This is a genomic window from Caldithrix abyssi DSM 13497, assembly GCF_001886815.1.
Taxonomy (GTDB): domain Bacteria; phylum Calditrichota; class Calditrichia; order Calditrichales; family Calditrichaceae; genus Caldithrix; species Caldithrix abyssi.
This window is the reverse complement of record NZ_CP018099.1, coordinates 1740051-1755983: the sequence shown is the minus strand read 5'-3', so window position 1 is coordinate 1755983 and position 15933 is coordinate 1740051. Positions and strand designations below refer to the sequence as shown.

At 45.5% G+C, this 15933-nt stretch carries 17 protein-coding genes; all 17 read right to left on the bottom strand.

Translation table 11 applies throughout. The features are described from left to right. Positions 1-45: 45 nt before the first annotated feature. The 17 genes from Cabys_RS06790 to Cabys_RS06710 all read right to left on the bottom strand — a co-directional run bounded on the left by Cabys_RS06790 (position 46) and on the right by Cabys_RS06710 (position 15411). On the bottom strand, positions 46-615 hold the full coding sequence (locus Cabys_RS06790; protein WP_006929515.1) for a response regulator: 570 nt from the start codon (positions 613-615) through the stop codon (positions 46-48). Between the two features lie 58 nt (positions 616-673). Next, the gene (locus Cabys_RS06785; RefSeq protein ID WP_006929508.1) at positions 674-1645 is read right to left on the bottom strand and encodes a hypothetical protein; all 972 of its coding nucleotides are present in this window, start codon (positions 1643-1645) and stop codon (positions 674-676) included. Between the two features lie 14 nt (positions 1646-1659). Then, on the bottom strand, positions 1660-3099 hold the full coding sequence (locus tag Cabys_RS06780; protein ID WP_006929507.1) for a DUF342 domain-containing protein: 1440 nt from the start codon (positions 3097-3099) through the stop codon (positions 1660-1662). Positions 3100-3104: 5 nt separating this feature from the next. Then, the gene (locus Cabys_RS06775; protein ID WP_006929506.1) at positions 3105-3401 is read right to left on the bottom strand and encodes a hypothetical protein; all 297 of its coding nucleotides are present in this window, start codon (positions 3399-3401) and stop codon (positions 3105-3107) included. 12 nt (positions 3402-3413) lie between these two features. Further along, a complete protein-coding gene (locus Cabys_RS06770) occupies positions 3414-4040 on the bottom strand; it encodes a DUF3418 domain-containing protein (protein WP_006929505.1) in 627 nt (208 codons plus the stop codon). Between the two features lie 12 nt (positions 4041-4052). Then, a complete protein-coding gene (locus Cabys_RS06765; protein ID WP_006929504.1) occupies positions 4053-4433 on the bottom strand; it encodes a response regulator in 381 nt (126 codons plus the stop codon). Positions 4434-4584: 151 nt separating this feature from the next. Continuing rightward, complete coding sequence (locus Cabys_RS06760; RefSeq protein ID WP_006929503.1) at positions 4585-5028, bottom strand: chemotaxis protein CheX; 444 nt, start codon at positions 5026-5028, stop codon at positions 4585-4587. 14 nt (positions 5029-5042) lie between these two features. Beyond that, positions 5043-5420 carry a response regulator gene (locus Cabys_RS06755; RefSeq protein WP_006929502.1) on the bottom strand — a complete coding sequence of 126 codons (378 nt, stop codon included), beginning with the start codon at positions 5418-5420 and terminating at the stop codon, positions 5043-5045. Positions 5421-5442: 22 nt separating this feature from the next. Continuing rightward, positions 5443-5928, bottom strand: coding sequence for a chemotaxis protein CheD (locus tag Cabys_RS06750; protein WP_006929501.1), 486 nt, complete (start codon positions 5926-5928; stop codon positions 5443-5445). Further along, on the bottom strand, positions 5928-6977 hold the full coding sequence (locus Cabys_RS06745) for a protein-glutamate methylesterase/protein-glutamine glutaminase (RefSeq protein WP_006929500.1): 1050 nt from the start codon (positions 6975-6977) through the stop codon (positions 5928-5930). Before Cabys_RS06745 ends, Cabys_RS06750 begins: the two co-directional genes overlap by 1 nt. Before the next feature lies 1 nt (position 6978). Further along, the gene (locus Cabys_RS06740; protein ID WP_006929499.1) at positions 6979-7812 is read right to left on the bottom strand and encodes a CheR family methyltransferase; all 834 of its coding nucleotides are present in this window, start codon (positions 7810-7812) and stop codon (positions 6979-6981) included. A 15-nt stretch (positions 7813-7827) separates the two neighbouring features. Continuing rightward, positions 7828-10086 (bottom strand): methyl-accepting chemotaxis protein, encoded by a 2259-nt coding sequence (locus Cabys_RS06735; protein WP_006929498.1) that lies wholly within the window; start codon positions 10084-10086, stop codon positions 7828-7830. A 24-nt stretch (positions 10087-10110) separates the two neighbouring features. Further along, on the bottom strand, positions 10111-10641 hold the full coding sequence (locus Cabys_RS06730; RefSeq protein WP_006929497.1) for a type 1 periplasmic-binding domain-containing protein: 531 nt from the start codon (positions 10639-10641) through the stop codon (positions 10111-10113). Positions 10642-10692: 51 nt separating this feature from the next. Then, positions 10693-11196: a chemotaxis protein CheW gene (locus tag Cabys_RS06725; RefSeq protein ID WP_006929496.1), complete on the bottom strand. Its 504-nt coding sequence runs from the start codon at positions 11194-11196 to the stop codon at positions 10693-10695. A 15-nt stretch (positions 11197-11211) separates the two neighbouring features. Further along, positions 11212-13395, bottom strand: a complete 2184-nt coding sequence (locus tag Cabys_RS06720; protein WP_006929495.1) for a chemotaxis protein CheW — start codon at positions 13393-13395, stop codon at positions 11212-11214. A 20-nt stretch (positions 13396-13415) separates the two neighbouring features. Beyond that, a complete protein-coding gene (locus Cabys_RS06715) occupies positions 13416-14939 on the bottom strand; it encodes a FapA family protein (RefSeq protein WP_006929494.1) in 1524 nt (507 codons plus the stop codon). Continuing rightward, complete coding sequence (locus Cabys_RS06710) at positions 14932-15411, bottom strand: response regulator (RefSeq protein WP_006929493.1); 480 nt, start codon at positions 15409-15411, stop codon at positions 14932-14934. The genes Cabys_RS06715 and Cabys_RS06710 overlap by 8 nt, the downstream gene beginning before the upstream one ends. Positions 15412-15933 lie beyond the last annotated feature (522 nt).

Genomic DNA, 15933 nt, shown 5'->3' with positions numbered 1-15933 from the left:
GTTAGGTATCGGTTGAAATTGCGGATTCTTTAGAGGTTGCACGCGCTATCCCTTTTGCCGCTGGTAGGAATTTAAGGCCTGTTTATTTTTAATTTTATTGCGTAGTTCTTTTTCTCTGGCCGCTACCGATAAATTCGCCTCTTCGGGCCGGATCTCTTTCAGAATTTTTTTTAGTCGATGCACTTCTTCCTGCAACATTTGTATCTCTTCTTTCAGACGCTGATTTTCCGTTTTGAGCTGCAGTTCGTAAGAAGCGCGCTCAAAAAGAGAGATAATCTGATCGATCCGAAAAGGTTTAATCATATAATGAAACGAAAATTCACGCATGGCCTGAATGGCGTATTTGATGTTGTGGTAACCGGTCATTATGACAATGATCAACTCAGGAAATTGTTCGAGCAGCCGGATGCCCAGATCGATGCCGTTCATTTTTTGATAGCCGAGATCAAGGTCTAAAAGAGCCAGGCCCAGCGAAGCGGTTTTCACTTTATCAAGCGCCTCTTCAGGGCCGGAGGCGGTAATCACGCGAAATTGGTGTTCTACCAGTCCTTCAGAGATCATCTCTAAAATGGCCGGGTCATCATCTACGATTAATATTGTTTTTTCATTAAACACTTTTTACCTCAAAAAAAACGTCCTCTTTCCTTTATTACTCGTCGGTTCTCTCCCCGTTTTAATGATTGGTTGCAAAATCAGCCTGTAATTCATCAAATAAACGGAGCCACAGTTGATTGATGATATCGTATCCTTCTTTACCAGATTGCGGATAGCTGATGGAAACATATTTTACATTAATCTCAACCTGGTCGTCCTGTCTATTAAAGTTGCTTTCAATCTCTTCTTTTAAAGCGCTGCATAAACTCTCGATGGTAAACAGGTCGGCATTGGGAAAGATAAAAAAGGCCGTATCGAGCGTCAGCCATATCACGTCGCCCAGTTGCCCGAGTCTTTTTTCGAATACTTGCTGATAGGTCTGTACGGTGTCCTGCAGAGCAACAGAGGAGATCATTTCCTGCCACAATTGAATGCGGAAGATGGCAAACGAAACGGGGAATAGCCCTAAACGCGCTTCGTTGATTCGATCTTTAATAATTTTACTGATAATATTTTCACCGCCTCGCTTATGCGTTTTAAGAGGCCCAAAAACGTGAAAAATAGGCGCTACCAGATTGACAAAGCTCTCCAGCAACGTTAATGTAGATTCGGAAAGATCGTCTTCGCTCTGATAGATATGAATGATTAAAAAGCCGTTAATTTGTTCATGAAAGCGGAACGGCAACAGGTACAGCGTTTTAAAGGCGCTTTCCAGTTCGAAGCGCTCGTTGCCAATCTGAATGCGGGAGCCAAGATTTTTAAACGCCGAGGTTCTTTCTTTACGAATAACGAAATTATTGATGGGCGTAAACAGATTGAAGCGAAAACGATCCTTAAGATTTTGATCGAAGTTGCGGCTCTTTACGATCTGGAACTTTTCTTCGTCTTCTTTAAAACGCGCCACGCCCACATGCGGTATTTTTAGATACTCCACACAGGTATCGAGAATCATATCCAGCGCAATACTAAAGTCGTTCACCTGATTGATCAGGGAGACGACTTCGGTCAATTGAAGCGCGGCTTCGCTAATATTTAAGTTTTTATCGGGCATATTCGCCTCTGAATTTAAGTTTTACTTCCGGGAACAAAAATATCGTAATTCAGGTCTTCCGTCCCTTTTAACGATTCGACGATTAATTCATCTTTAAAACGGTATATTTTAACGCTCCTCAATGTTTCGTCCGAATGAAAACCCAGGCCATTGATATCGATATGGACATTGGGAAAGAGACTGCCCTCAACAACAACCTCCTTTAACATCCGTTCTTTGGCGGCCTCCTTTTGCAGTACGATCTCCTCGTCGTCCAGCTGCATGAGGCGGGCCTTGAGTCGTTTAATTTCGTTTGCAATAAATTCCATTTCCGCTATTTTTTCTTCGGAAATGGTTTTAACCTGTTTTTTAATGATTTCCAGAAATTTCAGTCGTTTTTCCAGGGTGGAAAGGCGCAGAGCCATGTCGGTACGCATGCGGCTTAATTCCCACAATTTTTTTTGCGAACTGTTTTGCGCCAGAGAAAAAATCTTCAGTTCTGTGTAAATATTGCGATCCGAACCGACCGTTACGGCGTGAATGCCTTTTTCCGAAGTTATGCTTCCTCCGCGGATCTGTCCTTCCTTTCCTTTAACGATCACTCTGCCGCCAGCCGAAACATTGCAATTAATAAGATAGTGCGAAACCATGACGTCGCCGCGCACGCCCACGGTGGCATCCTGCACAAAACCGCAGGTAAAATTGCCGGCCGCTAATATTTTTGCCCGTTTTTTCCCCACTACCCCGTATTTAACGGTAACATCACCCTGCTGGGAATAAATATGGGCGGCTTCCACATTGCCGTTAATAACGATGGAGTCCCGCGCCTCTACTTTAAATCCGGAACGAACGTCGCCCTCGATGATAACAGGGCCGGTAAACTTAATATTGCCGGTGCCGTAGTTCACATCGCCTTTGATGTGCAACACTTTATCGACATGCACCTTACCATTTTGTAAATAAGCGGACCCCGTAATGGCGGCGCGCAATTCCAATCCGTCTTCCGAAATCTCAGTGTTCTTGCCGGCTGGCAGGGCTATGTCTCTGCCCCAGGAGGGAATTTCTTTCCCCGTAACCGTCAGGCCATTTTGTCCGCTTTCTGCCGGTATTTTACGGGCCAGAACCTGGTGTTTTTGCACCGGAACAAAGTGTAAAGCCTTTTTAAAATCGATGCGCGCTGTTTCGTCTTTTTCCGCTTTTGTTGCGTCCCCATGGCCTTTAAGAGGAATTTCCCACACCAGCTGTGCGTCTTTGCCTTTAACAGGCGGTTTTCCCTCGGCAATTAACGCTTCGTACACCGGTTCCTTGCGCCGGGCAATTTCATCCAGCGTTTCGAGCTTTACGCCTTGTTTAATGCCGGCCGTTCGTAATCCGAATAAAATTTCTTCTCGCGAAGGAAACAGTGCGCCCTTGATGGGGATGGTTAAAAAGGCTTTAAGTTCATCTTTGCTGATCGTGATTCTAATTTTTTCCACAATAATTAACCTGTTGCTGCATGTTTTTTGATTTCGGTCGTTTCCTCAAAATCGAACAAAATCTGTGCAACTTTACCGCAGCTGCATTCATAGATAATGCCTATCAATTCTTCGCCGTTTAGCACGGGCGTGATTTTACCCTCGGTATGCGTTTCCGAAACCTGCATGGCATGTTCAATTTTCCGTTTTTGACCAACCACCACCTGATCGCGTTTGATCACTTTTGCCTTTGCAGGTTTAACGCGTTCAATATTTTTAAATATCAGACTTTGATCGCGGTTAAAAAGCCCTTCATTCTTCATGTTTTCCCACTCTCATTTGAAATATTTATCGATCGATTCCTGTGTAATTTCATTTTGTCTGACAAAATCTTTCGTATCGGTTAAAACATCATCGCTTAGTTTCTTTTTTGTTTCGTTTTCGATGGCCTCTATGATGTTTTTACCAAAGATCGTATTTCCCTTAAGGCGTATCGATGAATTAAACAGCTCCATAAATTTTTCGTTGATGGCTTTTAAAATGCGCTTTACATATTCCAGCTGCTGGCTGGTAATATCCTGAAACTGGAAAGCATAAAATATCTGGTGGATTTCTTCCTGAATATCATCGACGGTTTTAACATTTTGCAGTGTGTCTTTTTCTTTAATGATATCTTTCTTAAGTGACTCTAATTGTTCCATAATGCGTTCGAGGCGATCCAGGACTTCTTTGGTTGCCATCTCTGTTGTCTGGTTTATTCTGGTTAAATTGTCCGCTGCCGAAGGCACTTTATTGGCCGTATCGCGCATGAAGGCGTTGCCTTCCAACATTAAGGGAATCAGGTCCTCGATAAATATCAACACATCGCTGACAACAGTAACAACCTCATCATCCGTTTTCAAAGATTTTTTTAATTGTTCGATCCTTGACATTAGCTGGTCCAATCCTTTAGCTCCTCCCATCTCCTCCTCCAATCAGGACTTATTAAACAGCTCCATAATTTTTTTTCGCAAAATTTCCGGCGTGAAAGGCTTGATGATATAGGCGTTAACGCCTACCTGTATGGCCGTCAACACATCTTCTTCCATCCCCCGCGTGGTAATCATCATGATAGGCAGTTCTTTAAACCGCGGCAGTTTGCGAACTTCCTCCACTAATTCTTTGCCATTCATCTCCGGCATATTCCAGTCGGTCACTAACAGATCGAATGGCGCCTCGTGCAACTTTTCCAGAGCGTCCAGGCCGTTCTGGGCCTCTTCGAATTCTTTTACGCCCAGTTGCTTTAAAGAATTGGCGATGATTCTGCGCATAGTCGGAGAATCTTCAACAAATAGAATCCGTTTGTCCTCAAACATAACCAATCCTCGAGTTTTTATTTTCCTTTCATTCAAAAAATGTGCCACTTATCTGCAATCAGGAAAATCAGATTGAAAGGCCTTGTTTTTACGTGCCTCCTCTGCTCCATTCGTTGATAACAGAAGAAATTTTTTCCTCCTGCGGGAAAATTTATTCCATTATCCAAAAAGCGCCTATTCTGGTCTCGTCGAAGTAAAAGTTTAAAACGTACTCCACCGGTAGATCATTAACATGAAAGATATGACAGCAGCTCGGCAAACCGATTTTAAAGGGCGTGTCCGGAACCATATTGGCCATCAGATTTCCGGCAATGGTATTGCTGATTTCTTTTAAGCCGTCAGTCACCGCATTGTCGTCATCCACAATATCGCCAATCACTTCGGTTACCAGTTGAGGGGCAAAATGCCGTTCATAAATTAATACCAGTATGCCTTTAAGTGGTTCTGAAACTTTGATGAGTACCAGATAATCGCCCGGCGAAAAGCTCTCTGCCGGACGTTGCATGCGAACTTCCATCAGTTCCTGAAAGAAAAGGTGTTCTGAAGCCTCGGCGATGGCTTTTTCCAGCGCCATTTCTACTGTTTCTTGCCGCATAAACTTCCCTCCTTTCAGGCAAATTGCAAAACATCGTGCAGCGTCTGATAAACTTCTGTAAATTTCAACGGTTTGCCGAGCACGGCGCGCGCATGCTCCTGCAGAAGCGCTTTTTCACTGGCCTGATTTTTTAGACTGGTGATAATAACCACCGGCAGGTGATTTAAAGCGGGCGAGGCCTTAATTTTTTTAAGCAGGGTAACGCCGTCCATTTCAGGCATATTCAAATCGCTAAAGACAATATCTATCTCCTGCCTTTGTAGTACATCTAAAGCCTCTTTGCCGCTTGCGGCCTCAAAAAACTCGGCATCTTCCAGGCCGCATATTTCGATGCTTTTTTTGATGAGAATCCGTGCCGTCGCAGAATCATCCACGATAAGTATTTTAACCATTGTCCCCTCCTATGTTTAAAAATTACAAAACTTTTGGGGAGCGTCCCGGCGAGGTGATGACAATTTTCCCATTGTTCACGCATACACTCACCGTTCGGCTGTAATTGAATCCAACATCTTCGGCAATGGCGCCCAGCTTAAATCGCCACAGGTGTTTTCTAATGGCCAGCACATTTCTTTTACCAATACTGAATTGACCGTTGCGGTCCAGCATATTGGCTCCGCCTGCCAATTTAATCCATATCTGGCCGTTCTTTTTGATTCCCATGCCTTTTAATTTTCGGATTAAGTGACTGATGGCGGTATCCGCAAAATATCCGGGCTTTTGTTCGGCCTTGCGGACGTTGACGGTTGAATCTGGCAAGGCCACATGCGCCATACCGGCAATTTTCAATTCTGGCGCATAAAAAATAACCGCCACACACGAGCCCAGAGCAAAGGTTTTAATGCTGTCTTCAGGCCGGTTCGATATCACAATATCTCCCACGCCGCAAATCAACTGGGCCATCACAGAGTTCCGTTCAGATAGGCGTTAATGATTTCCGGGATTTGATTGATATCTGCCAGACGCTCCGCTCCTCCCCGGGCAAAAGCTTCGCGCGGCATTCCAAACACAACGGACGACTTCCGGTCCTGGGCCACTGTGCGCGCCCCGGCGCGTCGCATTTGTAGCAGGGCCTCGGCGCCGTCGTTGCCCATGCCGGTCAGCAACACACCGATGGCTCTGGCGCCGGCATGCCTGGCCACAGAACGAAAGAGCACATCCACAGAAGGCCGATGCCCGTTCACCGGCGCGCCTTTGCGACAGATGACACGATATTCCAGGCCGAAACGCACCAGCTGCATGTGGTAATCGCCCGGGGCGATCAGCGCCAATCCCGGCTCCACGCGCGCTCCTGTTCGCGCCTCTTTTACGCGAATTTCACATTGCTCATCCAACCGCCTGGCAAACATGGAAGTAAAAGGCGGCGGCAAATGTTGTACAATCAACACGCCCGGGGACTCCGCCGGCAGAGCGCACAAAAGCCGGCGTATGGCCATAATGCCGCCGGTCGAAGCGCCCACGGCAATGACATGATCCGTTCTTGTCAAAGAACGCTTCGGCTCTATTGTATTAATCGTTGACTTCGGATTTTTTTTAATCGGCGGGGATATTCGGGAGCGCGCCGCCCATTTTACTTTTTCCCGCAATTCCGCCATCATTAAATTTAAACCATTTCTGATGTTCTTATGTGGTTTTAAAATGAAATCTACCGCACCCAGAGCCAGCGCTTCCAGGGTTATTCTGGAATTTTTCTCTGTTTGAGAGCTAACCATCACCACTGGCAGGGGATGACTGGCCATCAGTCTCTTTAAGAATTCAATGCCGTTCATGCCCGGCATTTCCACATCCAGGGTCAGAACATTGGGATTGTACTTTTTGATTAAGGACGCCGCCTTCAAAGGATCGGAAGCCACAGCCAGCACTTCGATTTGCGGATCTTCCTGCAATCCCCTGCGCAAAATCTGGCGGCTTAACGCCGAATCATCGACAATCAGGACGCGTGCTGTGGTCATATCACTCCTCTTTCCGGTAAATGGCGGGACGAACATATTTAAAATATCTATTTCCGGGCGGAATGCTTTCGGAGTGCCCTAACATCAAATAACCGCCTGGCGCCAGATAACGGTAGAATTTTGCGATTAGACTGGCTCTGGTTTCCTGATCAAAATAAATCATGACATTGCGGCAAAAGACGACATGAAATTGCTTTTTAAAAGGAAAATGGGGACGCACCAGATTCAAGCGTTTAAATAAAATGAGGCGTTGAAGCGCCGGCTTTATCTGAAAGTTGTTTTCATCCACGGGTAAAAAATATTTTAACCGATAGGCGGAAGGCAGATGCTGCACATTTTCCCTGTCGTAAATGCCGATTTGCGCCCGGTTCAGAGCCGCTGTGGAAATATCTGTTGCCAGGATGGCCGCTTTCTCGGCCGCCGCAGTTTCTCCAAGAACCTCGATCAACTCCATGGCCATCTGGTAGGGTTCTTCGCCGCTGGAGCAGCCTGCCGACCAGAGATGCAGTCTGGAATGTCGGCCAGCGCTCTCCATTAGTTGCGGCAGGGCTACCTTTTTAAGAAACTCAAAGTGCGGCGCCTCGCGATTGAAAAAAGTGTGGTTGGTGGCTATACGGTTAATAAATGTATTCAGCGCGCGACCGCTTGCATCATTTTTCAGGAATTTGAGATAATCTTCAAAATTGACGAAGCCGTGTTCTCGTAAAACCGACTGCAGCCGGGCAAGCACCAATGAGCGCTTTTGCGTAGTCAGCACAATACCGACGCGTCGGTGAACCAGTTCGCTAATTTTATCAAACGCTTCATCCGTTAACAGCGGGGCTTCTGTTTTCATGCGCGCCTCGTTTTGTTAGAACTCGCCAAAATCGTCATCGTTCAGGTCAAAACTATCGCCGTTGTTTCCTATATTTCCGTTGCCGTTAGAGCCCGGCCATTGTTTGCGGCCCTGGCCTACCTCCACCGGCCGGTAATGATCGGCGGCGGTGACCGATTCCTGCAACTTAAAAGCGGTCAATTTAAAATGACCGATCATCTTTTGCAGGTAGGTGGCCTGACTGGAAAGCTCATCTGCGGCCGCAGCGCTTTGCTCGGCGCTGGCGGCATTGGCCTGAGTAACGTTGTCAATTTGCTTTAATGATTCCCGTATCTGTTCTATTCCCTCGGCCTGTTCGGCGGAAGCGCTGGTTATTTCGTCGATCAGATCGCTTACGCTGGTGATGTTCTGGATGATGGACTGCAAGGCACTGGCCGTTTGATTGGCAATTTCGCTGCCGTATTTAACCTTTTGTGTAGAATTTTCAATAAGTTGTTCGGTTTCTTTAGCCGCCTTGGCGCTGCGCTGTGCCAGATTGCGAACCTCTTCGGCCACCACGGCAAAGCCTTTTCCGTGCACGCCGGCCCTGGCTGCTTCCACGGCGGCATTTAAAGCCAGTAAATTGGTCTGAAAGGCTATTTCATCAATCACTTTGATAACCCTGTAAATTTGACTGGAAGAGTCGTTGATGGCCTGCATGGCCTGGAGCATTTCGGCCATTTGTCGGTTACCCTCTTCGGCTGCCTTTTGAGCGATCGAAGAAATTTCATTGGCTTTGGCCGCATTTTCCGAATTTTGTCGGGCCTGCGAGGCAATTTCTTCGATGGAAGCGGTGGTTTCCTGCAACGAGCTGGCCTGCTCCGTTGCCCCCTGCGAAACGGCCTGACTGGAATCGGCCACCTGATTGGCGCCGCTTTGCATTTGCTCCACGGCCGTGGCAATGGAAGCAAGCACTTCGTTTAACGCCTTTAACGACTGATTCAACGCATCTTTCATCTGGCCGTAATCGCCCGGGTGATCCGCCTCGATTTTCGCCCGCAGGTCGCCTTCGGCCAGTTTCTGCAACGCGTGTTTAATTTCGTTTACCGGCCCGGTCATGGCTTCCAGCGTCTGATTAAATCCATGTAAAATTTGACGATAGGCGCCTTCCAGCTTTTGCGCATCGCTGCGGTATTTAAGATTTCCGGCTTTGGCCTGTTCAACCAGTTCAATGCTCTCTGTGATCAGAGCCTTAAGATTGGTTTGAATGGTCGTAATGGCCACCGTCAATCCGGCCAGGTCGCCCGGCAATTCCTTTATGGAGCGCTCCAGATTCCCGCGCGCATATTCGTTTAAAATGCCGATCGTTTCTTTTATGGGATTGGTCAACATATCCAGCGCGTGATTCAAATTGGCGAGCACTTCTGCATAAACGCCGGACAATTGGCTGACCTCGCAACGGGCTTCGATGGCGCCATTTTGCAGATGGGTAATGACCGCTTCCAGTTCGTTTACCATCTCTTTTAAACTGCCCTTGACTTCATTCAGGGCGCTTCCGAGCACATCGTTTTCGGAAAGGGTTTCTATTTCAACTTCAATGTCGCCTTTGGCCAGCGCTCTGGCCGCTTCCACCTTTTGGCGGATGGCCTGCGACATCTTTTGGAAGGCCTCCACCAGAGCTCCCAGTTCATCGTGATGGGGATAGGTTATTTGCACCTCTAATTGCCCTTCAGAAAGCCGTAACGCCGCTTCTTTCAAATGGGTTAAAGGGCGGGTGATTTTTTGCGTTATTTTGATCAGAAAAATTATTATGGCTAAAACGCCCAGAACGGAGAGCAAAAGTAAAATATTGGTGGCATTGTTCAACGCTTTATTGCGGCTTTCTAAAGTTTGTCCAACGATTACCTTACCGATGGTTTTTCCGCCTGACGTAACCGGTAATTTCAGAAACAGATTGTTGTTGCTCTGCCATAGTTCATCATCATTGTGAGCATCTTCATGACTTACGTTTTCGATGCCATAGGCAAACAACACGTCTCCTTTATCGTCATAAACTCTGACGGACGAAATATTCCGATCGCGCACAAAGCCGGACAGAGCCTCTTTAATTAAATCACGATCGCCAAACTCCACGCCCGTTTTTACAGCTTCCACCGCCAGGTGCCCAATGATTCGATGCGAGGATTGTAAATTCTGATCCAGGGCAGAAAGCGTAATTTTGCGTATGATCAACACCCCTCCTATGATCATGAACAAAATGGTCGGGATAAGTAGCAACAGTACTTTATTTCTGATATTTTGTCTGGAAAACCACATGGTCCCTTCCTTTCCTGATTATGCTCATTGTAAAACCTGAGTAATGCCCAGTTTTTGCTGAAACTCAGGCGTAAATTTTGCCGCGAGCTCCGGCTTAAATTTTAAATTGACCACAATTTTCAGCTTTTTGTCATCCTTTTTGCACAGGGTCAAAAAAGCGCCCTTCTCCCCGTATTCTTCCGAGCTCGTTACAACCATAAGCTCCCGTTCATTGGCCCTTGACAGGATATAAAGCATGCTCGATTTATTCCTAAACATCGTATCGTCATAAATAATCAGGATGCTTTTCTTTTTTACCATTTTCACTTTCGTTCCGATGTCGCGCGTATCTTCCACAGGAAAGAGTTTAACGGTAAACTTGGTTATGGCCGCCGCGCGTCTGATGTCTTTTTGCTCGGCCTCCATGACTTGTTTAGGGATGAGAATAGAGACCTGCTTTTCATCGGGGAAAATTTGTTTGATGGCGTAAAAATACTGTAGCCAGGTTACCTTACCGCCAAAAGAATATTGTATGAACAGCAACAAACCGATAATGATTAAACTCCATTTTTTCACTGGACACCTCCTGAAATCGATATGGTTGTTTAATTGTAGTTTTTTGTTCTCCTACGACAGGACGGCTTCCTTTTTATTGATTCCTTCCATTTCTTCCTCAAACAAAAACTTTTCCATGTTTATGATAATTTTAACCGAATCGCCAACCCGGGCGAGTCCTGCGATAAAGCGGTTTTGCGATCCTTTTTTGATTTTTGGGGGATCCTGAATTTGCGCCGGCGGGATATTCAACACTTCATTGACCGTATCCACAATGAGTCCCACACTTTTGTCGTTGATACTCACCACGATGATGCATGTACGGTCGTCATAGTCCCGCTCATCGAGCTGGAAGCGCATCCTGACGTCGATCACCGGAATAATTTTGCCCCGCAAGTTAATCACACCCCGGATATATGGAGGAACATCCGGAATAGTCGTTATTCGCTGAATGCCGATAATTTCCACTACATGGCGAATGGCCAGCGCGTATTCCGCATCATCCAGTTGAAAGCAGAGATATTTATCTTTTTGCGTTTCTTCTTCCCTTACGGCTGTAACTTCATTTTCTACCATGCAAAGCCCTCCATATTAAATTTTAATCGTCTCCGCCAGCTTAATCAGAATGGCTAAATCGAGGATAAAACAGATATTGCCATCGCCTAAAATGGCGCAGCCAGAAACGCCTTCTAATCTTCCCAGGTAGTCTGGCACAGGCTTGATGACCACCTGTTGCTGCCCGATGATCTCTTCCACCCAAAAGCCGACGGTCTGCTGCTGGGTTTGTGTCACCACTACAATGCCTTCATCGATTGCCCGCACGCCTGCCTGAAGGTTATGTAATTGTTCCAGGCGAATCACAGGGATGATTTCATCGCGCACTTTAATGATTTCCTGCCCATCGATCAGGTCCATTACCTGCTGTTTGTGCACGCGTAGCGATTCGCGAATATCCAGAATGGGAATGGCGTAGATGGTATCGCTTACGCGCAACAACATGGCGTCAATAATTGCCGTGGTAAGCGGAATTTTCAAGCGGATGGTCGTCCCCCTTCCCGATTGAGAGGCAATGGAGATGTGTCCCCGAATTTTTTCCACATTTTTTTTAACAACATCCATGCCCACGCCGCGGCCGGAAATATTGGTGATTTTTTCAGCGGTGGAAAAGCCTGGCATAAAAATTAGGTTATAAATCTCTTCTTCTGTCAGGCTCTGTTTGTTTTCGTTGACCAGCCCTCGTTTTCTGGCCTGTTTTAATATCTTTTCTTTATCCAGCCCGCGACCGTCGTCTTTTACCTCTATCCAGACCTCTCCACCCACGCGGTCGGCGCGCAACACAAGATGGCCGGCAGCCGATTTACCCTGTGCAACGCGTTCTGCTTCCGGTTCAATTCCATGATCGATGGCATTTCTGAGGATGTGTACCAGCGGATCGGAAAGATGCTCAATAATGGAACGATCCACCTCCGTATGGCCGCCGACGATTTCGAGCTCCACTTTTTTTTCTTTTTTTAAAGAAATATCTCGCACCAGACGGCGCATCTTGCCAAAGAGGCCGTTCAAAGGAATCATGCGCATGGAGGTGGCAATATCTTGCAGTTCGCGGATGTTTCTTTGCAGGTAGGCAACGGCCTGCTCAAGCTCTTCCGATTCGGAAAGATTCAACGCGGGATGGTGCGTAATCATGGATTCGGCAATGACGATCTCGCCCACCAGGTCCATCAAACGATCCAGCTTCTGCACATCGACGCGCACCATCTCGTTTGCTTTAGCGCTGGTCTGCGGCGCCTCGAGCTGGGTTAGAGCCTGATTAAGCTTATGTTCGTCTTTCTTTTGCGCATCAGGAGCAATACGCTTTGTGTCATTTTGTTCGCTTTGTGCAGCCGGCTGAGGCTGGGGAATCATCTCTTTCATCAAATCGATCAAACCCAATTTACCGGGAATGGCGGGCGATTGCCCTTCTGCCAGATTAAGAACAGCCGCCCGCACAAAATCAACGATTTTAAGGATCAGAGAAACCTGTTTGGGCTGAAGGTGCAGTTCATGGCTGCGGGCGCTTTCAAAAATGGTTTCCAGTTGATGCGTAACTTCGGCAATATCATGATAATTTAAATAGCCGGCATTGCCTTTCAAACTATGCAGCGCTCGGAATGCACTCTCTAAAAACTCCTGCTTAGCCGGTTCTTTTTCCAACTTTAATAGATCCTGTTCCAGCGCATCGAGCAGTTCCGTACTTTCGGCCACAAACTGGACGATCAAATCATCCGTAATCTCAAATTCCTTTAAATTAAAAGAAGAGCGTTTTGCCTCCGCTGGATGTTCTTCCCGGGGAGTTCCCGTTAAATCGCCGCTTGTCTTAAGAGCCGAGGTCAACGTTTCAAGACGCGCGATCAAATTTTCAAAATTACCGCTAAATCCGCTCTCGGAAAAGTGTTGTTTTACATAGTCAAACAGACGACTTAACTCATCACAAACCTCAAGCAGGATATCCGTATGTTGTTTATTGACCAGCGTATGATGTTTACGGATGTGATCAAGCAAGGATTCTGCGTGATGCGTTAGCCGAGTAATGAGCGAGAACTTTAAAAACCCGGCGCTTCCTTTAATCGAATGAAAAACTCTGAAAAGCTCATCAATAAATTCCCCGACAATTTCCCCCCTGCCCGCCACGGCTTCTTCAATCTTCAATAAATTGCCTTCTGCCCGTTCAAGTCCTTGCTGGCCTTCGTTCACAAAATCGATGATAATTTCTTTATCTTCCGGGGACAATGGCATCTCTGGGCTCCCAAATTTTTTCATGCATTTTCAACCGTTTGCTGCACATAATTGGACATTTTATTAAAACTTTTTTCAGATATGTTTGAGAGCATCTTAAAATCATTGGTAAACCGTAACCGGCCGGTAATCGGATCGATAAAAATTAATACATGATCCAGGGGCTTAGAGACCTTGACCACATGAGCCGGCGTTGCAATAATCACGCCCGGTTCAATGCGCCCCATTACCTTTACAAAAGGAGGCGCGGTATTTTTTATCGCCCGTTGACAGTTAATGAGATAGGATTTATATGCCAGGTATTCCGCGAATAACCTTTCGTATTTTTTCACACTTTCTTCGTATTGTTCAAAAGTAAGTTTTAAAGAGTTAAAAAGACGAATGATGGAACTATCGAGCATCACTCTGGTTTTTCCGGCATCTTTTAACCGCATAAAATAGCCCATCAAAGTTTGCTTTTCCTTTTCCAGTCGATCTTTTATCTCTTTAATCTCGAACTCCTGGCTTTTTAATTTTTTTTCGCTTAATTGAATTTGATGACGGAATGAATCCACATCGTCTTCTTTGATATAAGAGGGGCCCAAAAATATTCGTGATTTTCCACGAATATGATTGGTAATGATCCCCTTTTGACAGCGGATTTCTGAACTTTCAATAAAATTGGCCCACACTTCGTCGTGCGCAATGACCAGTGAATTATGAATCCCCTCGCTTACCAACACTCTGTCTTTGGCATGGACGCGATAGTTTCTGATATAAACCGTAATCACCTTGCCCTTGCTTATAATTCGGCTTGATTCTATTTCTTTGGTGTTGTCAATGCCCTCCAGCGCCTGAATATTTCCTGCTGCTTTAACAAAGGACGAACGGATGGCGCCCAATACAAACACATTAGAAGGAGATTCCAGATAAGAATTGCTGTGGATGTCGCCGGTAACTTTGAAGGCAATCTCTTCGTCCACTTTGCCGTGTATTTCGCCCATGCCTTTTACCGTCAACACCGGATACACATGAACTTTCCCGTCTTTGGTGCGGTGGGCGCTTCCATCTATCAAAGCCACGATTGAATTTTGATAGACGCTGGTGTTTTTGCCACAAAAGATGTCGTAGTTCTTTAAGTTCAGATTACATTTTTTTTCAATATGCCCATCCGGGTATTTTAATATTTTGGTAAACGGCTTTTGAACTGAAAGCAAGACGGTATTTCTTTTTACCGAGAATTTTTCTTCAAAGGTATCGAAGGGTCTTCCGGCCAGAATGTCTTCTAAAATTTGGCTTTCAAAGGCTTCCAATCCAAAAGCGACATTAAAGACCGGAGGTTCATCCCGATAAAAAGCGCGGGCCACCGGAATCTGAACGATATCCGTTCGGCCCAGCAGGGGAAAACACCCCGGCAGAATGCCTTCTGTAATACCAGCGCGCTTCAAGACGGCCAGTAATTCTCCGCTCGTGATTGTTTCTCTTAACTTTTCTGCCAGTATTAGTTTACCGTCCATTAATGAGATAATTCGGAGTCCTTCATCTATTTGCTTTTTGTTATTCAAAATACGCCTCCAGCTTGTTAATCAAAACATTGGTGGCTGTTAAATACGCGCGGAAATTTCTTATCTTTTCTCTGTATTTTTCTTCCGGATATTCGATCAGCGCTTCCAGATCCATACATGCGTTTAGTACTTCGAATAATTCTTCCGCATTGAACGGCTTTTTTAATTCCCCGTTGTGCGGGAATCTCTTTGCGACCTGGTACTGCTTGCTGAATGATTTGGAATACATAATAAAAACAGGCGCTTTTTCCTCTTCATCGTTTTGAATAAATTCTTTTATGATCTGCTGCAGATCCACAGAACTCATTTCCACATTTACAAACACCGCTTTAATGGTCTTTCTACCCGGTAGGTTTTGGGGTCTTGCCCAATTTTGCATGATTAAATACTCGATGTTCAAAGCCGCGGCCACCTGCATGAACAATTGAATGGTTGTCTCGTCATTATCGATAAGCAATATTGTTTGCGCCATACGTCGCCTCCTTTACTCCAAAAGGTCGAATGAAATGCCCATTTTTTAAACAATTTTCACCCTTTTTCTTCAAAAAGATCAGAAATTGACCACTCGCCATTAAACATAATTTATCACTTTAAATGCTGGGGAAGGGTGGAGTGTAAGAGTATAAGAGTATAAGAGGGTAAGAGGGGTATATTGGCCCCTTCAAAGGTGAGACAACTGAAAAGTAGAGAATAAAAAAAAACAAAGTTTTTCTTTTTGGGCGATAATATTTAAGTCCATTCAGGAACCCATCCTGTAAGATTCTTTTAAAGAAGCGCCAACTTTTGCCGAATGAGAAATTACTAATTAAAAAATTTTTCGGTGCAGGTAAAATATTTAATTATGAATAATAACAACAATTCTAATGCGCAATTTAGTCTGTTCATAATGACTGATTTCCTTGCCCCATGTTTGTTATTTATTAATCGATTAATCAAAAACAATAAGCGGTTCAATGTTGAATGAAGTCTATCCTGACAAATCGCTTTAATTTAA